The 18,370-nt window shown below is 71.4% G+C and carries 13 protein-coding genes; 4 read left to right on the forward strand and 9 right to left on the reverse strand.

Going from position 1 to position 18,370, the window contains the following annotated elements; translation table 11 throughout:
• Positions 1–42: 42 nt before the first annotated feature.
• The 4 genes from OG965_RS27280 to OG965_RS27295 all read right to left on the reverse strand — a co-directional run bounded on the left by OG965_RS27280 (position 43) and on the right by OG965_RS27295 (position 6,780).
• Positions 43–3,867, reverse strand: coding sequence for a multifunctional oxoglutarate decarboxylase/oxoglutarate dehydrogenase thiamine pyrophosphate-binding subunit/dihydrolipoyllysine-residue succinyltransferase subunit (locus tag OG965_RS27280; RefSeq protein ID WP_371654689.1), 3,825 nt, complete (start codon positions 3,865–3,867; stop codon positions 43–45).
• Between the two features lie 259 nt (positions 3,868–4,126).
• Positions 4,127–5,275, reverse strand: coding sequence for an ATP-binding protein (locus tag OG965_RS27285; protein ID WP_371654690.1), 1,149 nt, complete (start codon positions 5,273–5,275; stop codon positions 4,127–4,129).
• The gene (locus tag OG965_RS27290; RefSeq protein ID WP_067163879.1) at positions 5,272–6,009 is read right to left on the reverse strand and encodes a response regulator transcription factor; all 738 of its coding nucleotides are present in this window, start codon (positions 6,007–6,009) and stop codon (positions 5,272–5,274) included. Before OG965_RS27290 ends, OG965_RS27285 begins: the two co-directional genes overlap by 4 nt.
• An 84-nt stretch (positions 6,010–6,093) precedes the next feature.
• The gene (locus OG965_RS27295; RefSeq protein WP_371654691.1) at positions 6,094–6,780 is read right to left on the reverse strand and encodes a spermidine synthase; all 687 of its coding nucleotides are present in this window, start codon (positions 6,778–6,780) and stop codon (positions 6,094–6,096) included.
• A 214-nt stretch (positions 6,781–6,994) separates the two neighbouring features.
• On the opposite strand from OG965_RS27295, the gene OG965_RS27300 reads away from it, so the two are divergent.
• Positions 6,995–7,867: a rhomboid-like protein gene (locus OG965_RS27300; RefSeq protein ID WP_371654692.1), complete on the forward strand. Its 873-nt coding sequence runs from the start codon at positions 6,995–6,997 to the stop codon at positions 7,865–7,867.
• On the opposite strand, the gene OG965_RS27305 is transcribed toward OG965_RS27300, so the two are convergent.
• Both OG965_RS27305 and OG965_RS27310 read right to left on the reverse strand, forming a co-directional pair.
• A complete protein-coding gene (locus OG965_RS27305; RefSeq protein ID WP_371654693.1) occupies positions 7,826–8,374 on the reverse strand; it encodes a hypothetical protein in 549 nt (182 codons plus the stop codon). The two genes, OG965_RS27300 and OG965_RS27305, sit on opposite strands and share 42 nt — an antisense overlap.
• Complete coding sequence (locus OG965_RS27310) at positions 8,371–9,027, reverse strand: GNAT family N-acetyltransferase (RefSeq protein ID WP_371654694.1); 657 nt, start codon at positions 9,025–9,027, stop codon at positions 8,371–8,373. Before OG965_RS27310 ends, OG965_RS27305 begins: the two co-directional genes overlap by 4 nt.
• Before the next feature lie 158 nt (positions 9,028–9,185).
• Here OG965_RS27310 and lon point away from each other — a divergent pair, with 158 nt between their 5' ends.
• Positions 9,186–11,597 (forward strand): endopeptidase La, encoded by a 2,412-nt coding sequence (lon, locus tag OG965_RS27315; RefSeq protein WP_371654695.1) that lies wholly within the window; start codon positions 9,186–9,188, stop codon positions 11,595–11,597.
• Positions 11,598–11,661: 64 nt separating this feature from the next.
• On the opposite strand, the gene OG965_RS27320 is transcribed toward lon, so the two are convergent.
• Both OG965_RS27320 and OG965_RS27325 read right to left on the reverse strand, forming a co-directional pair.
• Positions 11,662–12,453 (reverse strand): serine protease, encoded by a 792-nt coding sequence (locus OG965_RS27320; RefSeq protein WP_371654696.1) that lies wholly within the window; start codon positions 12,451–12,453, stop codon positions 11,662–11,664.
• 90 nt (positions 12,454–12,543) lie between these two features.
• Positions 12,544–13,368: a lysozyme gene (locus OG965_RS27325; protein ID WP_371654697.1), complete on the reverse strand. Its 825-nt coding sequence runs from the start codon at positions 13,366–13,368 to the stop codon at positions 12,544–12,546.
• A 437-nt stretch (positions 13,369–13,805) separates the two neighbouring features.
• Between OG965_RS27325 and OG965_RS27330 the strand changes: the two genes are divergently transcribed.
• On the forward strand, positions 13,806–16,697 hold the full coding sequence (locus tag OG965_RS27330) for a M4 family metallopeptidase (RefSeq protein ID WP_371654698.1): 2,892 nt from the start codon (positions 13,806–13,808) through the stop codon (positions 16,695–16,697).
• 110 nt (positions 16,698–16,807) lie between these two features.
• Complete coding sequence (locus OG965_RS27335; protein WP_371654699.1) at positions 16,808–17,287, forward strand: MarR family winged helix-turn-helix transcriptional regulator; 480 nt, start codon at positions 16,808–16,810, stop codon at positions 17,285–17,287.
• 63 nt (positions 17,288–17,350) lie between these two features.
• On the opposite strand, the gene OG965_RS27340 is transcribed toward OG965_RS27335, so the two are convergent.
• Positions 17,351–18,136 (reverse strand): hypothetical protein, encoded by a 786-nt coding sequence (locus OG965_RS27340; RefSeq protein WP_371654700.1) that lies wholly within the window; start codon positions 18,134–18,136, stop codon positions 17,351–17,353.
• Positions 18,137–18,370 lie beyond the last annotated feature (234 nt).

Genomic DNA, 18,370 nt, shown 5'->3' on the forward strand with positions numbered 1-18,370 from the left:
TCCGAAAACGGGGTGCCGGGCCCTTGGGCGTACAGCCGACCGCTACGCGTCGAAGACCTCCGACACCAGCTGCTCCTGCTCCTGCTCGTGCCGCTTCTTCGAGCCCACCGCCGGGGACGAGCCATGCGGGCGCGAGATACGGCGCAGGCGCTCGCCGTGCGGGATGTCCGCGCCGACCGCCAGGTCCAGGTGGTCGATCAGGTTGAGCGCGATGAACGGCCAGGCACCCTGGTTCGCCGGCTCCTCCTGGGCCCACAGGTACTTCTCGGCGTTCGGGAACTTGGCGATCTCGGCCTGGAGCTCGGCACCCGGCAGGGGGTACAGACGCTCCAGACGGATCAGCGCCGTGTCCGTCGCGCCGCGCTTGTCGCGCTCCGCCTTCAGGTCGTAGTAGACCTTGCCGGCGCAGAAGACGACCTTGCGGACCGCGTTCGGGTCGACGAACTCGTCACCGATCACCGGGCGGAAGCCGCCGGTGGTGAACTCCTCCGCCTTCGACGCCGCGGCCTTCAGACGCAGCATCGACTTCGGGGTGAAGACGATGAGCGGCTTGTGGTGCGGGTTGTGCACCTGCCAGCGCAGGAGGTGGAAGTAGTTCGACGGGAGCGTCGGCATGGCGACCGTCATGTTGTTCTGCGCGCACATCTGGAGGAAGCGCTCGGGGCGCGCGGACGAGTGGTCCGGGCCCTGGCCCTCGTAGCCGTGCGGGAGGAGCAGCGTGACGCCGGACGTCTGCGACCACTTCTGCTCCGCCGACGAGATGAACTCGTCCACGACCGTCTGCGCGCCGTTGACGAAGTCGCCGAACTGCGCTTCCCACATGACGAGGGATTCCGGGCGGGCCAGCGAGTACCCGTACTCGAAGCCCATCGCCGCGTACTCGGAGAGCAGCGAGTCGTAGACGTTGTACCGCGCCTGCTCCTCGGTGAGGTACATCAGCGGGGTGTAGTCCTCGCCCGTCTCTTGGTCGACCAGGACCGCGTGGCGCTGGCCGAAGGTGCCGCGGCGGGTGTCCTGGCCGGAGAGGCGGACCGGGGTGCCCTCCATCAGCAGCGAGCCGATGGCCAGGGTCTCGCCCATGCCCCAGTCGATCGTGCCGTCCTCGACCGAGGCGGCGCGGCGCTGGAGCTGCGGCATCAGCCGCGGGTGGACCTTGATCCGGTCGGGGATGTTCACCTGCGACTCGGCGATGCGCTTCACGACCTCCTGGGAGACCGCGGTGGTCAGCGCCGCCGGGAACTCGGCCTGCGGCTCCGGGGACTGGATCTCGCCCGGGTGCGAGGTGGCCTCGCGGACCTCGGCGAAGACCTTCTCCAGCTGGCCCTGGAAGTCCTGGAGCGCCTGCTCCGCCTCTTCCAGGGTGATGTCGCCGCGACCGATCAGCGACTCGGTGTACAGCTTGCGCACCGAGCGCTTCTTGTCGATCAGGTTGTACATCTGCGGGTTGGTGAACTGCGGGTTGTCGCCCTCGTTGTGACCGCGGCGGCGGTAGCAGATGAGGTCGATCACGACGTCCTTGTTGAACGTCTGGCGGAACTCGAAGGCCAGCCGGGCCACGCGGACCACGGCCTCCGGGTCGTCGCCGTTCACGTGGATGATCGGCGCCTCGATCATGCGGGCCACGTCGGTCGCGTACATCGAGGACCGGGAGGACTCCGGCGCCGCCGTGAAGCCGACCTGGTTGTTGATGACGATGTGGACCGTGCCGCCGGTGCGGTAGCCGCGCAGCTGCGACATGTTCAGGGTCTCGGCGACGACACCCTGGCCCGCGAAGGCCGCGTCACCGTGCAGGGCGACCGGCAGGACCGTGAAGTCCGTGCCGCCCTTGTTGATGACGTCCTGCTTGGCGCGGACGACGCCCTCCAGGACCGGGTCCACCGCCTCCAGGTGCGAGGGGTTGGCGACGAGCGAGACCTTGATCTGCTCGCCGTCCAGGCCCGTGAAGGTGCCCTCGGCGCCCAGGTGGTACTTGACGTCGCCGGAGCCGTGCATCGACTTCGGGTCGAGGTTGCCCTCGAACTCGCGGAAGATCTGCGCGTACGACTTGCCGACGATGTTGGCGAGCACGTTCAGGCGGCCGCGGTGGGCCATGCCGATGACGACCTCGTCCAGCCGCGACTCGGCGGCGCTGTCGATGACCGCGTCGAGCAGCGGGATGACCGACTCGCCGCCTTCGAGGGAGAAGCGCTTCTGGCCGACGTACTTGGTCTGCAGGAACGTCTCGAACGCCTCCGCCGCGTTCAGACGGCGCAGGATCCGCAGCTGCTCCTCGCGCTCCGGCTTGGAGTGCGGGCGCTCCACGCGGTCCTGGATCCACTTGCGCTGCTTGGGGTCCTGGATGTGCATGAACTCGATGCCGGTGGTGCGGCAGTACGAGTCGCGCAGGACGCCGAGGACGTCGCGCAGCTTCATCAGGGACTTGCCCGCGAAGCCGCCGACCGCGAACTCGCGCTCCAGGTCCCACAGCGTGAGCCCGTGCTCGGTGATGTCCAGGTCGGGGTGCTTGCGCTGGCGGTACTCCAGCGGGTCGGTGTCGGCCATGACGTGGCCGCGGACCCGGTAGGAGTGGATCAGCTCGAAGACGCGCGCGGCCTTGGTGACGTCGTCGTCGTGCGAGGCGTCGATGTCCTTGAGCCAGCGGACCGGCTCGTACGGGATGCGCAGCGACTCGAAGATGCCGTCGTAGAAGCCCTCGTCGCCGAGGAGGAGGTTGGCGACGATCCGCAGGAACTCGCCGGAGGCGGCGCCCTGGATGACACGGTGGTCGTACGTCGAGGTGAGGGTCATCACCTTGGAGATGCCCAGCTTGTTCAGGGTGTCCTGGGAGGTGCCCTGGAACTCGGCCGGGTAGTCCATCGAGCCGACGCCCATGATGACCGACTGTCCGGGCATCAGACGCGGCACGGAGTGGACGGTGCCGAGGCCGCCCGGGTTGGTGAGGGAGACCGTCACACCCGAGAAGTCGTCCATCGTCAGCTTGCCCTGGCGGGCCCGCTTGACGATGTCCTCGTACGCCTGCCAGAACTCGAAGAAGTTGAGCGTCTCGGCCTTCTTGATGCCCGCGACGACCAGCTGGCGGTCGCCGTTGGGCTTCACCAGGTCGATGGCGAGACCGAAGTTGATGTGCTCCGGCTTGACCAGGGTGGGCTTGCCGTCCTTCTCCGTGAAGGAGTAGTTCATCGACGGCATGGCCTTGATGGCCTGCACCATCGCGTACCCGATGAGGTGGGTGAAGGAGATCTTCCCGCCCCGGGCGCGCTTCAGGTGGTTGTTGATGACGATCCGGTTGTCGAACAGCAGCTTCACCGGGACCGCGCGGACGGACGTGGCCGTCGGGACCTCGATGGAGGCGTGCATGTTCTTCGCCACGGCGGCGGCGGGACCGCGCAGCGTGACGTACTCCGGACCGGCCGGGGCCTCGGTCGCCGGGGCCGCCTTGGCCGCCGGCTTCGCCACGGCGGGAGCCGGGGCGGCAGCGGCCGGCTTCGCCGGAGCGACGGGGGCCTGGGCGGCCGGCGCGGGCACGGCCGGAGCCGGGGCCTGGACGGCGGGCGCCGGGGTGGCGGGCGCGGCGGCCGGGGCGGTTGCGGCGGGGGCGGCTACCGCAGCCCCCGCGGCTGCGGCGGGAGCACCCCCCGGTGCAAGCGCCGACTCCACGCGAACCTCTGGCGCCGCGCCGGTCGAACCCGGCTTGTAGTCGGCGAAGAAGTCCCACCAGGCACGGTCGACCGAATTGGGGTCCTGGAGGTACTGCTGGTAGATCTCGTCGACGAGCCACTCATTGGCACCGAAGCCGGCTGCAGGGTTCTTGCCCTGCCCGTCTTGGTCGGTCGAGACGCTCGAATTACTGGGGGACTGAGACGACACGGCGGCAACCGCCCTCTTCCGCTTCACAAGGTGATGGACAGCGGAAATAAAGGCTACGCCTCCCTGGCCTGGAGGTGCAGACCGGGCGTGCCACAGTCGCGTAAGTCACACCGGAAAGCGTGTTTCAGGGCAGGTTTTGGCGGGAAACAGATCAGGTTCTGCTAGTGAGTGGGTACGACTCGCAGCGGCCACGGCCCCCTGTGGAGCGTGACCCTGACCACGTACACGCAGAACGTGCGCTTCCGGTTCGAACCCTACGTCAATTCGTCGTTCGGGGTGCGCCCGGAAGAGTGACCTGGATGCGGCATCCGCGCGACGATTCGGCCACGCCGATGTGGCCGCCGTGCAGATCCACCGCCCATCGGGCGATCGCCAGGCCCAGGCCCGTGCCGCCGTCGCTGCCCGGCCCGTGCGGCGCCGAGGCGTCGCCCCGGTTGAACCGCTCGAAGACCCGGTGCCACTCGGACTTCGGGATGCCCGGGCCCTCGTCCAGGACCTCCAGGTCCAGCGACTCGGGCTGCGGGCCGCGCCGGGCCCGTACGGTGACCCGGCCGTGCGCCGGAGAGTGCTTGACCGCGTTGTCGATGAGGTTGGCCACCACCTGGTGCAGCCGCTCCCGGTCCGCGTGCGCGGTCAGCTCCGGCGGCGAGACGTCCAGGTGCAGATGGACGTCGGTACGGGTGTGGTTGCCGGAGCCGGAGGAGAGCCCGCGCCGGGAGGCCGCCAGATTGGCCTCCTTGAGCACCCCGGAGAGGTACGGCCAGACCTCGAAGCGGTGCGCCCGCAGCGGTACGACGCCGTTGTCCAGGCGGGACAGGTCCAGCAGGGTCTCCACCAGGCGCCCCAGCCGTTCCGTCTGCTTCAGGGCCGTGCGCATCGTCTCGGGGTCGGCGGCCGAGACGCCGTCCACCACGTTCTCCAGGACCGCCCGCAGCGCCGCGATCGGCGTGCGCAGCTCGTGCGAGACATTCGCCACCAGCTCCTTGCGGTGGCGGTCCACGGCCTCCAGGTCGTCCGCCATGCGGTTGATGGTGGAGGCGAGGTCGCCGAGCTCGTCGCGGCGGCCGTCGCCGCGCACCCGGCGGGTGTAGTCGCCGTGCGAGATCGCCCGGGCGACGGTGTTCATCTCGTCCAGCGGCGCGGTCAGGCCGTGCGCCACGAACTGGGTGATCAGCAGGGTGGCTATCACCGAGAAGACGGTGATGAACCGAAGCTCGGTGCGGGTCTGCACGGCCACCATCAGCAGCCCGGTGGTGATGAAGACCGAGACCACGACGAGCGTGCCCAGTTTCGTCTTGATGGAGATCGAGACCTCCAGCAGACCGCCCCTGAGCCGGTCGCGCACCCGGGCGCGCGACCCGCCGCGCCGGGCCCGCCCGTTCACCGACCCGGCCGCCGCCCGGCTCATGGCGCCGGGGTCTCCAGCGCGTAGCCCACGCCGTGGACGGTGCGGATGCGCTCGGCCCCGATCTTCCGGCGCAGCGCCTTGATGTGGCTGTCCACGGTCCGGGTGCCCGAGGCGTCCGCCCAGTCCCAGACCTCCGCGAGCAGCTGCTCGCGGGAGAGCACCGCGCGCGGGGTGTTGGCCAGACAGCTCAGCAGGTCGAACTCGGTCGGGGTGAGGTGGACGTCCTCGCCGCGCACCCGGACCCGGCGCTGTGCGTGGTCGATCTCCAGCTCGCCCAGGCGCAGGATCCCGGTGCGCGGGGTGGCCGCCGCGAGCGTGGCCCGCTCGACCCGGCGCAGCAGGACGTGCACCCGGGCCGCCAGCTCCCGCATGGAGAACGGCTTGGTCATGTAGTCGTCCGCGCCGACGCCGAGACCGACCAGCATGTCCGTCTCGTCGTCGCGGGCCGTCAGCATCAGCACCGGGACCGGCCGGCGGGCCTGGACCCGGCGGCAGACCTCCAGGCCGTCGAAGCCCGGCAGCATGATGTCCAGGACCATCAGGTCCGGCTGCCACGCCTCGGCCGTGTCCACGGCCGCGGGGCCGTCGAGGGCGGTCTGGACCTGGAAGCCCTCGGCCCTCAGCCGTGCCGCGATGGCGTCGACGATCGTCGTGTCGTCCTCGACGACCAGCACCCGGCGCTGGGCGCCGGGGGTCGCCGCGACGCCGTTGTGGGTGGTGTGTGCCTGCTCCATCGCCCCGCCCTGATATTGCTTCCGGGGATCCGTGGGGTGATCCCCTGTGTCCGTCAGAGACTAGAGGCACCGGCCGCGTCCCGGCTACGCAGGGCGAACGGCGAGATGGACCACGTCCGGGACGCCCCGGGCAACTGTGATCTCTTCGGTCCTAACCCCGGAGAATCCGGCATTCCGGAGAGCCTCCTCGAAGGCGGGGGACGGCCGCGCGGACCACACCGCCAGCACTCCGCCGGGGGTGAGCCGGTCCCGGCAGGCCGCGAGACCGGTGGGGGAGTAGAGGCTGTCGTTGCTCTGGGTGACGGTCCAGTCGGGCCCGTTGTCGATGTCCAGGCAGAGCGCGTCGAAGGTGTCCGGGGCGCTGGTCACGTAGGCGACCAGATCGGTGTGCAGGACCTCGGTGCGGGGGTCGGCCAGGGCGGCCCGGGAGAGCGGTGCCAGGGGGCCCGAGCGGTGCCAGTCGATGACGGCCAACTCGCGTTCCACCACGGCGATCCGGCCCCACCGGGAGTCGGCGGCCGCGTGCGCCAGCGAGAAGGCGACGCCGAGCCCGCCGATGAGTACCGAGGGCCGCTCGCGGCCGCCCGGCAGCGCCTCGTACGCGGCGTCCACGAGCAGCCTCTCCGAGCGTCCGTCGGAGGTGTCCATCAGGAAGGTGCCGTTGGCGATGATCTCGAAGTGCGGGCCGCGCTGCCGGAGCACGACCTCTCCGTACGGGCCCTCGCGCCGGTCGAGTACGACCGGCGCGGCGATCGGGTCGGCGATGGGCATCGAAGGACCTCCTCGTGAGCGGAGCGAACAGCTCGGGGACTGACGCGTGGTCTGCGTCAAAGGTTGTCCAATGTGGCACAAGTCATAGACGTGGTGGGGAGCGTTCGCAGAGGGTGAGCGTTGTAGAAACGTAAGCAGCAGGGCCGGACGATCACCGGCGCGGCTTGTGGTTCCGGGTGCGAGCGTGCGGCGCCCGGTGGAAGGGGCCTCACCGGTGCACCCTGGAAGAACGCGGGACCATGCTGGGCTGCTCGACGGCATCCCGCGGCAGCGGCCGACGGCTCAAGAGAAGGCTCAAGAGGCGGCTCAAGAGACGGCAGACGAGGCGCCGGAGGGCGGGGACATCGCGAAGCCCCCTGTGACGGCCGGGCCGCCTGTGGTGTCCGCCGGGCCGCGGGCGCGTGCCTGTCTGCGCCGCGCCGTCCGGCTGGTGCCGACCCCGACGGGCACGCCCTTCACCTTCGCGTACACACTGCTGCTGTTCACCACGTCGCTGTACATGGAGTTCGGCGACCCGGACACGGTCCGCACGCTGATCGAAGGCTCCAGCACCGATGTGCAGCACCTCAGCCGCACCCCGGTGCTCGTACTGGTCGCCAGCGCGCTCTGGATCGCGGGCGGCATCTCCTCGCCGTGGGCCGTCGGCTTCGTCTTCATCCTCACCGCCCTTGAGCGCCGCGTCGGCGGGCTGCGCACGGCCGGGGTGTTCCTGCTCGGGCACGTGGTGGCGACGCTGGTCACCGAGGTGCCGGTGGGCGTCTCCGTCATGGCGGGGCAGCTGCCGGACTCGTCGCTGCACCGCCTCGACTACGGCATCAGCTTCGGCCTGATGGCGAGCGTCGGCGCGCTCGCGGGGCTGCTGCCCCCGCTGCTGCGGTGGCCGCTGCTCGGCGTGATGGCCGTGCTCCTCACCCAGGACCTGCTGGACATGGCGGATCCGCTGGCCAGCTGGGGCCATCCGACCGCCCTGCTCGTCGGCGTCGTCTGCTGGCCGGTGCTGCGCCGGGCGGACGGGCGCCGGGCCGCCCGGCGCGATGACGCGCCGTCAGCGGTAGCCGACGGGCAGATTGGCTCGTACGTCCCGTAGCGCCGGGCTCTGATGGATGTCGTCGGTGAGGACGACGTGTCCCTCGTACGTGAACTGGTACATCAGCGCGTCGGCGATCGGGCGTCCGGTCGGGCGCGGCGGCAGATGCGCGAAGTCGGCGTCCTTGAGGGACTCGCGGAGCTTCGCCAGGGCGTCGGGCGACAGCTTGCCGGTGGTGGTCTGCCCGTCCCGGCGCGTCGAGGTGTACGAGCCGTCGGCCTTGACCACCAGCTCGTTGTGCAGCCCCGCGAACCCGCCGCTCACCACCATCTTGAGCAGCTGCCCGTGCTGGGCGGGCGGCGTGGGCGGCGTGGGCGGCGTGGGCGTGGCGCTGTCCGGTGAGGCGGGCGGCGGGGTCTGCGCGCTCAGGGTCGTGCTCGGTGCCGGGGTGGGCGACTTGGACGCGCCGTCCGCCGTGGAGCTCGTGGAGTCGCAGGCCGTCGCCGCGAGCAAAGTGACGAGCAGCAGCGCTCCGGCCGTCGTCCTGGTCCTGCCGGTGAGGCTCATGCAGCCGAGGATGCCGGATCGGAGGGAGCGAAGTACAGGCTGGCCATGGGTGAGCGCGTCGTCCAGCCGAGCGATTCGTACAGGGCCTGCCCCTCGGGGGTGCCGACCAGGACGCCGGTGGTGGCCCCCGACGCGTGCGCGCCGTGCTGGAGCGCGCGCATGACCAGGCTGCCGAGCCCCCGGCGCCGGTGCTCGGGAGACGTCTCGATCTGGTCGGCCACGGCGGTCGCGCCGGTGGGGGCGATCTGGCCGCGCGCGGCGAAGTGGCCCGCCTCGGTGCGCACCAGGACGCGCAGCACCCCGCCGGTGGTCCAGCGGGTGAGCGTGTAACCGGCCGGGACCACGGCAGGGGCCGGGGCCAGCGGCACCGTCATCAGGAAGCCGGGCTGGTCGTCCTGCCAGCCGGGGCCGAGCCACGGCCGGACCGTCTCGTCGTCCGCGAAGAGCTTCAGCCAGGTGCCGGGCGCGGTGGTCGCCTCGACCAGCTTGCGCACCGAGGCCTCGTCGGGCTCGGGCAGGACGTGCCGGGAGACCTGCTTGACCTGGCCGACGTCGACGGTCCAGCCCCAGGGTTCGGCGACCGGCGCCGCCGCACCGCGCGACACGACCCACCCCTTGGTCCAGGCCTCGACGAGCTCCGGTACGGATTCCATGGCTGTCCCTCCCGTAGTAAGCAATACGAGTAATGGTCTGTTGTCGCCTGTGACTCTTACAAGAGGTGATCGCTCAGAGCGAACACCTGTGGGGGAACATTCCTCAGCTCACATGCATTGAGTCGGCATAGCTCAACTTGACTGCCGAAGGGGAGATCATGGCTCACTCGTCCGCACCGCTCACCCTGCCTGTGCTGCCGCTCGACGACGAGGTCGTGCTGCCCGGGATGGTCGTGCCACTGGATCTGTCCGACACCGAGGTGCGGGCGGCCGTGGAAGCCGCCCAGGCGGCCGTCCGGGCCGACGGCCCCTCCGCGGGCAAGCCCAGGGTGCTGCTCGTCCCGCGCATCGACGGGGCCTACGCCGCGACCGGCGTGCTCGGCACCGTGGAGCAGGTCGGCCGGCTCTCCGACGGCGACCCGGGCGCGCTCATCCGCGGTGTGTCCCGGGTGCGCATCGGCGCCGGGACCACCGGCCCGGGCGGAGCCCTGTGGGTGGAGGGCGCCACCGTCGAGGAGGCCGTCCCCGAACCCCTGCCCGGCCAGGTCACCGAACTGGTCAAGGAGTACAAGGCGCTCGCCACCGAGTGGCTGAAGAAGCGCGGTGCCTGGCAGGTCGTCGACCGCGTCCAGCAGATCGAGGGCGTCTCGGCCCTCGCCGACAACTCCGGCTACTCGCCGTTCCTCACCACCGCCCAGAAGGTCGAGCTCCTGGAGACGGCCGACCCGGTCGCCCGCCTCAAGCTCGCCACCGAGCACCTGCGCGAGCACCTCGCCGAGCAGGACGTGGCCGAGTCCATCGCCAAGGACGTACAGGAGGGCGTGGACAAGCAGCAGCGCGAGTTCCTGCTGCGCCGGCAGCTCGACGCGGTACGCAAGGAGCTGCGCGGGCTCAACGGCGAGTCGGAGGGCGACGAGTCCGACGACTACCGGGCCCGCGTGGAGGCCGCCGACCTGCCCGAGAAGGTCCGCGAGGCCGCTCTCAAGGAGGTCGAGAAGCTGGAGCGCTCCAGCGACCAGTCCCCCGAGGGCTCCTGGATCCGCACCTGGCTGGACACCGTCCTCGAACTGCCGTGGCAGGAGCGGACGGAGGACGTGTACGACATCAAGGGCGCCCGCGAGGTCCTGGACGCCGAGCACGCGGGCCTGGAGGACGTGAAGGAGCGCATCACCGAGTACCTGGCGGTCCGCAAGCGGCGCGCCGACCGGGGCCTCGGTGTGGTCGGCGGGCGGCGCGGGGGAGCGGTGCTCGCGCTCGTCGGCCCGCCCGGCGTGGGCAAGACCAGCGTCGCGGAGAGCGTGGCCCACGCCATGGGCCGCAAGTTCGTCCGCGTCGCCCTCGGCGGCGTCCGCGACGAGGCCGAGATCCGCGGCCACCGGCGTACGTACGTGGGCGCGCTGCCCGGCCGGATCGTCCGGGCCGTCAAGGAGGCCGGGTCGATGAACCCGGTGGTGCTGCTCGACGAGATCGACAAGATCGGCTCCGACTTCCGCGGCGACCCGGCCGCCGCCCTGCTCGAAGTCCTCGACCCGGCGCAGAACCACACGTTCCGCGACCACTACCTGGAGGTCGAGCTCGATCTGAGCGACGTCGTCTTCCTGGCCACGGCCAACGTCCTGGAGGCCATCCCGGAGGCGCTGCTCGACCGTATGGAGCTCGTCCGCCTCGACGGCTACACCGAGGACGAGAAGGTCGTCATCGCCCGCGACCACCTGCTCCCGCGCCAGCTGGAGCGGGCCGGGCTCGACGCCGGTGAGGTGGTCCTGGAGGAGGGCGCGCTGCGCAGGCTCGCCGGGGAGTACACCCGCGAGGCGGGCGTGCGGAACCTGGAGCGCTCGCTCGCCCGGCTGCTGCGCAAGGCCGCCGCCCAGCACGAGACCGGCGAGCGCGAACTGCCGTTCACGGTCACGCCCGACGATCTGCGCGCGCTCATCGGCCGCCCGCACCACGTCCCCGAGTCCGCCCAGGACCCGGCGGAGCGGCGCACCTCGGTGCCCGGCGTGGCCACCGGCCTCGCGGTGACCGGGGCCGGCGGCGACGTCCTGTTCGTCGAGGCGTCCCTGGCCGACCCGGAGACGGGCGCGGCGGGCCTGACCCTCACCGGCCAGCTGGGCGACGTGATGAAGGAGTCGGCGCAGATCGCGCTGAGCTTCCTGCGCTCGCACGGCGCCGAGCTGGAGCTGCCGGTGGCCGACCTCAAGGACCGGGGCGTGCACGTCCACTTCCCGGCGGGCGCGGTCCCCAAGGACGGCCCGAGCGCGGGCATCACCCTGGTGACCGCCCTGTCCTCGCTGCTCAGCGGGCGGCTGGTGCGCACCGACGTGGCGATGACCGGTGAGGTGTCGCTGACCGGCCGGGTGCTGCCGATCGGCGGGCTGAAGCAGAAGCTGCTCGCCGCGCACCGGGCGGGCATCACCACGGTGGTGATCCCCAAGCGCAACGAGCCGGATCTGGACGACGTGCCGGCGGAGGTGCTGGAGAAGCTGGACGTCCACCCGGTCAGCGACGTCCGCCAGGTCCTGGAGATCGCCCTGGCCCCGGCGGAGGTGCGGGTGCCGCTGGCGGCGTAGCCGCCTGGGAGTGCGGTGACTTTCGCCTGCGCGACTAGCCACGGACAACCCGCAGCCGAAGTGCCTACCCCCGCGCGGCCTTCTCGTACAGCCGCCGTGCCCGCGCGTCGAAGAGCACGGCCGTGGAGGCCACATCGGTGTCGCCGCCGCTCAGCACGCCGATGAGCCGGCCGAGGTGGTCGGGGCCGCGGTAGTCCGCCAGCCACGGGCTGCCGCTGGTGCCGGTCCAGAACCCGGCGCAGTCGATCCGTACGTCGCTGGACAGCTCGGTGTCCGGGCGGGTGTCGGTGGTGCAGGCGATGGGCCGGTTCTCCGGGTTGTGGTCCTCGTCCGGATAGCCGAAGACGGTGACCCGGCGGCGCGGCCCCGAGCTCCAGTCGGGCTGGGCCGCGCCCACCACGCTCTGCACACTGCGGCCCCTGGCGTCCGGCTCCAGGGTCAGGAAGGCGTAGTCGAAGGAGTCGTCGCCGTCCCCGGACCACCGCTCGTCGGTCTGTACGGCCCTGACCTTCCAGGTCCCGTACGGGTACGAGCCCTTGACCGCGCCGGAGAAGCCGGGCGCGAACGCCATCGAGCCCGCCGACCCGGCGTCCGCGCAGTGCGCGGCGGTGGCGACGACGTTGCCCTTGGGGCTGGCGACGACGCTGGCCGTGCACCAGTGCTTGTCGCCGTCGACCAGGACGCCCACGGACGGCAGTCCGGCGGTCCCGGCGGCGGACGACTGCGGGGCGGGCGCGGGCGGCACCTCGTCGGGCAGGTCCTGCTGGGGCGCCGAGGCGGCCGACCAGCCGCACCCCGTGACCAGGGCCAGCATCCCGGCGGCGGACACCCGCCCCACTGTTCGCAGCACGCGCATGACGACCATCCTGTCGTATGACGGGACGCGAAGCGGTGAGGCCCCCGGCGCGCGTCGGCGCACCGGGGGCCTCACGGACAAGCGCGCGTACTACCCGTTGGCCAGTGCCTGCAGCCGGTCGTAGGCGCCATTGAACTTCGAGTGGTCGCCGACCGTCGGGCCGGACGAGGTGTACTGCCACATCGTGTAGTAGCCCCAGCCGGCCGGGAGGGTGCCCGGGTCGGTGTTGTAGCGGGCGATCCACAGCGGGTTGGTGGAGCCGAAGGCGGCGGAGTTGCCGGTGCACTGGGTCCACCAGCTGGTGGCGGTGTAGATGACCGCGTCACGGCCGGTGCGGGCCTTGTACTGGTTCACGAAGTCGCGGATCCAGCTGACCATCCCGGCGGCGGACTTGCCGTAGCAGGCGGCGCCGTACGGGTTCCACTCGATGTCGAGCGCGCCCGGCAGCGTACGGCCGTCGCGCGACCAGCCGCCGCCGTGGTCCACGAAGTAGTTGGCCTGGGTCGCGCCGCTCGTGGTGTCCGGCGTCGCGAAGTGGTACGCGCCGCGGATCATGCCGACGTTGTAGGAGCCGTTGTACTGCTGCGCGAAGTACGGGTTGGTGTAGTACGTGCCCTCGGTGGCCTTGACGTAGGCCCACTTCACCCCGCTGTTCCACAGGGTGGTCCAGGCGACGTTGCCGTTGTGGCTGCTGGTGTCGACGCCCTCGGTCTGGACGGCGCGGGTATCGCGCGGCGGACCGCCGCTGCCGTCGTGCGCGGCGACCCCCATGCCCATGGTGGCGGAGCCGCGGGCGGGGGTCTGGGCCGCGCCGGACGTGCCGGGGGCGGTGAGCAGGAGGGCGAGGGCCGAGAGGAGGATTCCGGCCGCGGCGAGGGGACCGCGACGGGCCGTTCCGGGTCTGTGCACGGGCATTGCGTGCCTCCGAAAGGCGTGGGTGGGGGGAGGTGTCGGGGAATCGACATGTCGTTGTGGACATGTCATACGGGAAAAGCTACGCACGTAGACCGTGACGCGAAAGAGGTTCTGGAACTGTCATTGGCCCAGGCCTCTGACGGGACGTCGGACGCCGGTGCGAGCTGCGCCGACCGCGAGCCGCTGCAAATAACTTTCAGCCGTGGGCGGTTGGCGCCCGATCGGCCGGTCCGGCCGCGCCGCCCGCCTCTGAGCCCGGTCCCTCCGATCGCATTCGCGCCAAAGTCCTCATCTCAACTCACATGCCCCATTGAGGAGTTCAGTCCCCACAGGCTTGCATGGCCATGACCAGTCGGCGCCCACCGGCGCCACCGGCCTCCCCGCGCGGCCGACGCCGTTCGCGGGAGGCACCCGCATCGGCCCGTGGAGGAAAGACCTTGCACAAGCCCAGAGCAGGCAGAGCCGGAGCAGGCGGCACCCGGGGGAACAGGACGGCCGGCTCACCGGCCCGGGGCGCGGGCGTCGCCGCGCTCCTCGGCGCGGCGGCCCTCCTCGCCACCGCGGTACCGGCGGCCCACGCCGCGCCCCCGGCGCAGGCGCCGGCCGCCGACGTCGTGCCCGGCACCGGCACCGAGACGCCCGCCCTCGTGGACGGCCTCCACGAGAGCGCCGACGCCAAGGCGGCGCCCGCCGACGCGGCCCGCGGCCACCTCGCCGCCAAGGAGAGCCGCTACCGCATAGCCGACCCCGGCCGCGACCTCACCCCCGTCCAGACCCTCAAGCAGGGCGAGGACGAGACCGTACGGCTCCAGCAGAAGCACCACGGCGTCGAGGTGCTCGGCGGCCAGTACGTGGTGCGGATGGAGAAGAAGGACGGCGAGCGCGTCGTCACCGGCACCTCCGGCAAGTACTTCACCGGTCTGACCACCGGCACCAAGGCGACCGTCGCCGAGGACATCGCCGTGCGCCGGGCCGTCTCCTCGGTCGCCGCCCGCATCGGCGGCGCCACCCTCGGCAAGAAGGACGTCCAGCCCGCCGAGGGCGCGAAGACGAAGGCGGCGGCCGCCCTCACCGGGCGGGCGGGCGGCCTGGTCGTCATCCCCAAGGGCGCGGGCATCCTCACCTACCGCGTCACCGTGCGCGGCACCGACACCGCCACCGGCAGGCCGGTCCTGCAGGACGTGTACGTCGACGCCCACGCGGGCTTCCCGGTGCTCCAGTACAGCCTGGTCAAGACGATCACCGCGGCGAAGCCCGCGGGCGACGCGGCGCACCCGGCCGGGAAGGCGGCCGCGAAACCCGCCGCCGGGCGGCAGGCGCCCGGCGCCACCACCAACCCCGGCACCAGCGGCACCGGCGTCAGGTCCAACGGCGACCAGGTCCCGCTGGACATCTACTTCGACGACGCGGCCAAGCAGTACAGCCTCGTCGACTACGCGCGGATGGCGGGCACCAGCAAGAACACCCTGCACACCTGGGACGCCCGCGCGGTCGACGTCAACGACGCCTCGGGCCGCTGGCCGGACGGGCTCAAGGAGTTCACCAACCCGTCCCCCGACTACAGCGGCGACGCCACCGAGTCCGGCGCGGTCGACGCCCACTGGGCGGCCGGGCGGGTCTACGACTACTACAAGAACGTGCACGGCCGCGACAGCCTGGACGGGCGCGGCATGACCATCAACTCGCTGGTCGGCGTGACGTTCGCGGGCGGCCCGTTCGTCAACGCCTTCTGGGACGGCCAGAAGATGGTCTACGGGGCCGGGGACGAGCAGTACAAGACGCTCTCCGCCGACCTCGACGTCGTCGGCCACGAGATGACCCACGGCGTGGTCGAGAACACCGCGAACCTCGTCTACGCGGGCCAGTCCGGCGCCCTCAACGAGGCGCTCGCGGACTACTTCGGCAACGCCATCGACGTCACCGCGAGCGGCGCGAAGATGGACGACCCGGACGCCGGGCTCATCGGCGAGGACCTGTGCCGCACCACCAGGCCGCGCGAGTGCGCCTTCCGCGACCTCAACGACGGCCGCACCACGGCCAAGGACTACCTCGGCGTCACCTTCGGCACCGACAACGGCGGAGTCCACCTCAACTCCACGATCTTCTCCGGCGCCCTGTGGGACATCCGCCAGGACCTCGACCCGAAGGATCCCTTCCTCGCGGACCGGCTGGTCTACAAGGCGCTCTCCACGTACATGACCCCGCTGGACGGCTACACCGAGGCCCGCAACGCGGTCGTCGCGGCCGCCAAGGACCTGGGGCTCTCCGCGAAGCAGCAGAACATCGTCAAGCGGTCGTTCAACGCCCACGGCATCGTGTCCGGCTGGGAGAACGCCATCGGCGTCGACTCCGACCGCCTCTTCGGCAAGCTGAACATCGCCGGTACGGGCACGGCCGCGGGCGGCGGCTGGTGGGCCACGTCCAAGTCCAACGACGACGGCAGCGAGGCCTACTCGGTCTACGCCGGGCGGGTCGACGGCACGGGCACGCCCAAGCTGATCAGCCCCAACGACGGGCGCTACCACGTGTATCCGGCCACCGACGGCAAGACGGTGGTGTGGGCCGCGTTCGGCACGTCCAGCCTCGACATCCTGTCCCGGCCGATCGCGGGCGGCCCCATCAAGACGCTGTACACCTCGTACACCAACGTCCAGAACCTGCACATCGAGAACGGCACCGTGGTCTTCGAGTCCTTCGACCCGTTCGGCGGGCGGCACGTCGGCTTCCTCAAGCCCGGCGACCGCGAGCCCACCTGGGTGGACGGCGGCAAGTTCGAGCTCGGCACCGCGCTGCCCTCGCTGAAGAACGGGAAGATCGCGTACGCCAAGCTCTACCCGGGCGAGAGCGACTACAGGATCGGCGTCGAGACGTACGACATCGCCACCGGCAAGACCCAGCTCGCCCAGCAGCTCGGTGAGCCGCAGGCGATCGGCCAGACCGGCATCACCGGCAAGAACGTGTTCTGGCTCGTCGACGAGAACCTGGCCGACCAGGGACAGCTCGCGGTGCGCCGGTCCACCCTGGAGGGCACCGGCACGACGGACATCAGCGCCGAATCCGGCCCCGGCGCGCTGATCCCGTTCGACCTGACGGCATCGGACGACGCGGTCACGGTGAACACCCTGCTGCCGGACACCCAGTACCGCAATGAGACCCTGCCCAAGCTGTGGCAGCTCAGCGCCGACGGCACTCGCAAGGAGCGCCTCTCCTGCAACCGCGGCGAACAGCTGTACCCGTCCGCCGCGGGCGGGCGGCAGGTCGTCTGGCTGGACGGCACCACCGGCTGGACGGACCTGGTCACCCGGGAGCGGCCGGCCGGCACCTGCTGAATGCGCTCCCCGCGTGACTCGTAATTGAGCCAAAGGGCCCCCGGTGCGCGGCACCGGGGGCCCCTGTCCACAGGGGACTGGGAAATACTGTCCCGTCGGGACAGCGTGGGATGGGAGCTGATGTGCACGGTCCGGACCAGGAGTTTCTCGCACTCGAACGCGAGCTGGCGGTGTTCCTGCGGCGTGCCCGGGCATCCTCCGGCGAGATGGCCCGCGCGGTCCATCCCGAGCTGGAGGCCGCGGCCTACGGGCTCTTCGTGCGCCTGGAGGAGGGCGGCCCGCAGCGGGCCACCGAGCTCGCCGCGTACTTCGGCGTGGGCAAGGCGACCATGAGCCGCCAGCTGCGCGCCCTGGAGGACCTGGGCCTGGTGGCGCGCGAGCCGGACCCGGCCGACGGCCGCGCCTCGCTGGTACGCCTCACCGAGGAGGGCCTGGCCCGCTTCCGCCGCGTCCGCGACGCCCGCCGCGCCCAGTACGTCACCAAGCTGGCGGACTGGGACCGCAAGGAGATCGCGGAACTGGCGAGGCTGCTGCACCAGCTGAACGAGCGGGCGGACATGCAGGAGCCGGGGGCACAGCTGCGCCCCTAGGGGCGCAGCCCTTCAGGGGCGCGGGGAACTGCGCGCCCAGCCCCCACCGGCTCGCAGGCGAGCTCAAAGCTCCACGTACACCGCAGTCGCGTCGTCGTGCGTCTTGCTGCGCCCCAGATACGTACGGTCGATGTCGGCGTCTTCCAGCTCCCGCACCCGGTCGATGACACCCTGCGGCCCGGCCTTGCGCAGCAGGGCCAGACACCCCGCCCAGTCGCCCTCGCGAAACGTCTCGACCCACCGCGACGCACCGTCCGACAGGGCGGCCAGCGCCCGCACGTCCCGCAAAGGGGTGCGGCCCGTGACCGCCCGCGAGGCCACGGCCGGATCCGCCGCGGCCGTGAAGAACCCCCCCTCCCGGTTACGGGCAACCGCGTCGGCCACTTCATCCGACACGAGCACATCCCGCGGCACCCGGTCGAGCCGGTCGTCGAGGACGGCCCGCACCACGCCCTCGGGGGACTCCAGGAGCAGCGCGGAGTCGGAGAGCACCAGATGCTCCACGGCCTCCTCGTCCCAACGCGCCACGACCACGGTCGCCTGAGGTGTACGTGGGTGAGAAAGGTCACACGTGTCGCGGTGGGCGTCGGCGGTGCGCCTGATGGACTCGGCGAGGATCTCGGTCAGCGGTATATCGCGCCGTGAACCGGACAGTTCGGTCAGCGCGCCGCCGAGCCGCGCGGTGAACCAGGGCACGTCGTGCACACAGTCGCCGTTGCCGGGCGGTGGGGTCACCCCGTCGAGCACCACCAGCACGCCGCCCCGTCCGGCGGCGGGCAGTGCGGTGGCGACCCAGTCCTCGTTGGGGCGTGCGGGGTCACCGGGGGCCGTGGCGAGTTCGATGCGCATACGGCCAGTCTGCACGACGCCTCCACCTGGCCTTCATGGCGGTCAATTGGCCTGGACCACTGGGCCGGAGTGCGGCTCCGGCCGGGTCTGACGGTCCGCCGGGGAGCTGTGCGCGGGCATCCTGCCAAAGGCCGCGCCGAAGTTCCAACCGGCCTTCCACATGAGCGGGGGCGGCCATTCCGCGGGAGTTGATGGCCAACTCCCGAGTGTTGTTCACTCGTTCGGGTGGCGGAG

Origin of the sequence: Streptomyces sp. NBC_00224 (genome assembly GCF_041435195.1) — a bacterium.
Lineage (GTDB): Bacteria > Actinomycetota > Actinomycetes > Streptomycetales > Streptomycetaceae > Streptomyces.

What these genes read in the sequence shown, in the direction of transcription:
- OG965_RS27285 (WP_371654690.1), bottom strand. Translation starts at nt 5,275, where the DNA reads ATGAGCCGGGCGGCGGCCGGGTCGGTGAACGGGCGGGCCCGGCGCGGC.
- OG965_RS27290 (WP_067163879.1), bottom strand. Translation starts at nt 6,009, where the DNA reads ATGGAGCAGGCACACACCACCCACAACGGCGTCGCGGCGACCCCCGGC.
- OG965_RS27295 (WP_371654691.1), bottom strand. Translation starts at nt 6,780, where the DNA reads ATGCCCATCGCCGACCCGATCGCCGCGCCGGTCGTACTCGACCGGCGC.
- OG965_RS27305 (WP_371654693.1), bottom strand. Translation starts at nt 8,374, where the DNA reads ATGAGCCTCACCGGCAGGACCAGGACGACGGCCGGAGCGCTGCTGCTC.
- OG965_RS27310 (WP_371654694.1), bottom strand. Translation starts at nt 9,027, where the DNA reads ATGGAATCCGTACCGGAGCTCGTCGAGGCCTGGACCAAGGGGTGGGTC.
- lon (WP_371654695.1), top strand. Translation starts at nt 9,186, where the DNA reads ATGGCTCACTCGTCCGCACCGCTCACCCTGCCTGTGCTGCCGCTCGAC.
- OG965_RS27320 (WP_371654696.1), bottom strand. Translation starts at nt 12,453, where the DNA reads ATGCGCGTGCTGCGAACAGTGGGGCGGGTGTCCGCCGCCGGGATGCTG.
- OG965_RS27325 (WP_371654697.1), bottom strand. Translation starts at nt 13,368, where the DNA reads ATGCCCGTGCACAGACCCGGAACGGCCCGTCGCGGTCCCCTCGCCGCG.
- OG965_RS27335 (WP_371654699.1), top strand. Translation starts at nt 16,808, where the DNA reads ATGGGAGCTGATGTGCACGGTCCGGACCAGGAGTTTCTCGCACTCGAA.
- OG965_RS27340 (WP_371654700.1), bottom strand. Translation starts at nt 18,136, where the DNA reads ATGCGCATCGAACTCGCCACGGCCCCCGGTGACCCCGCACGCCCCAAC.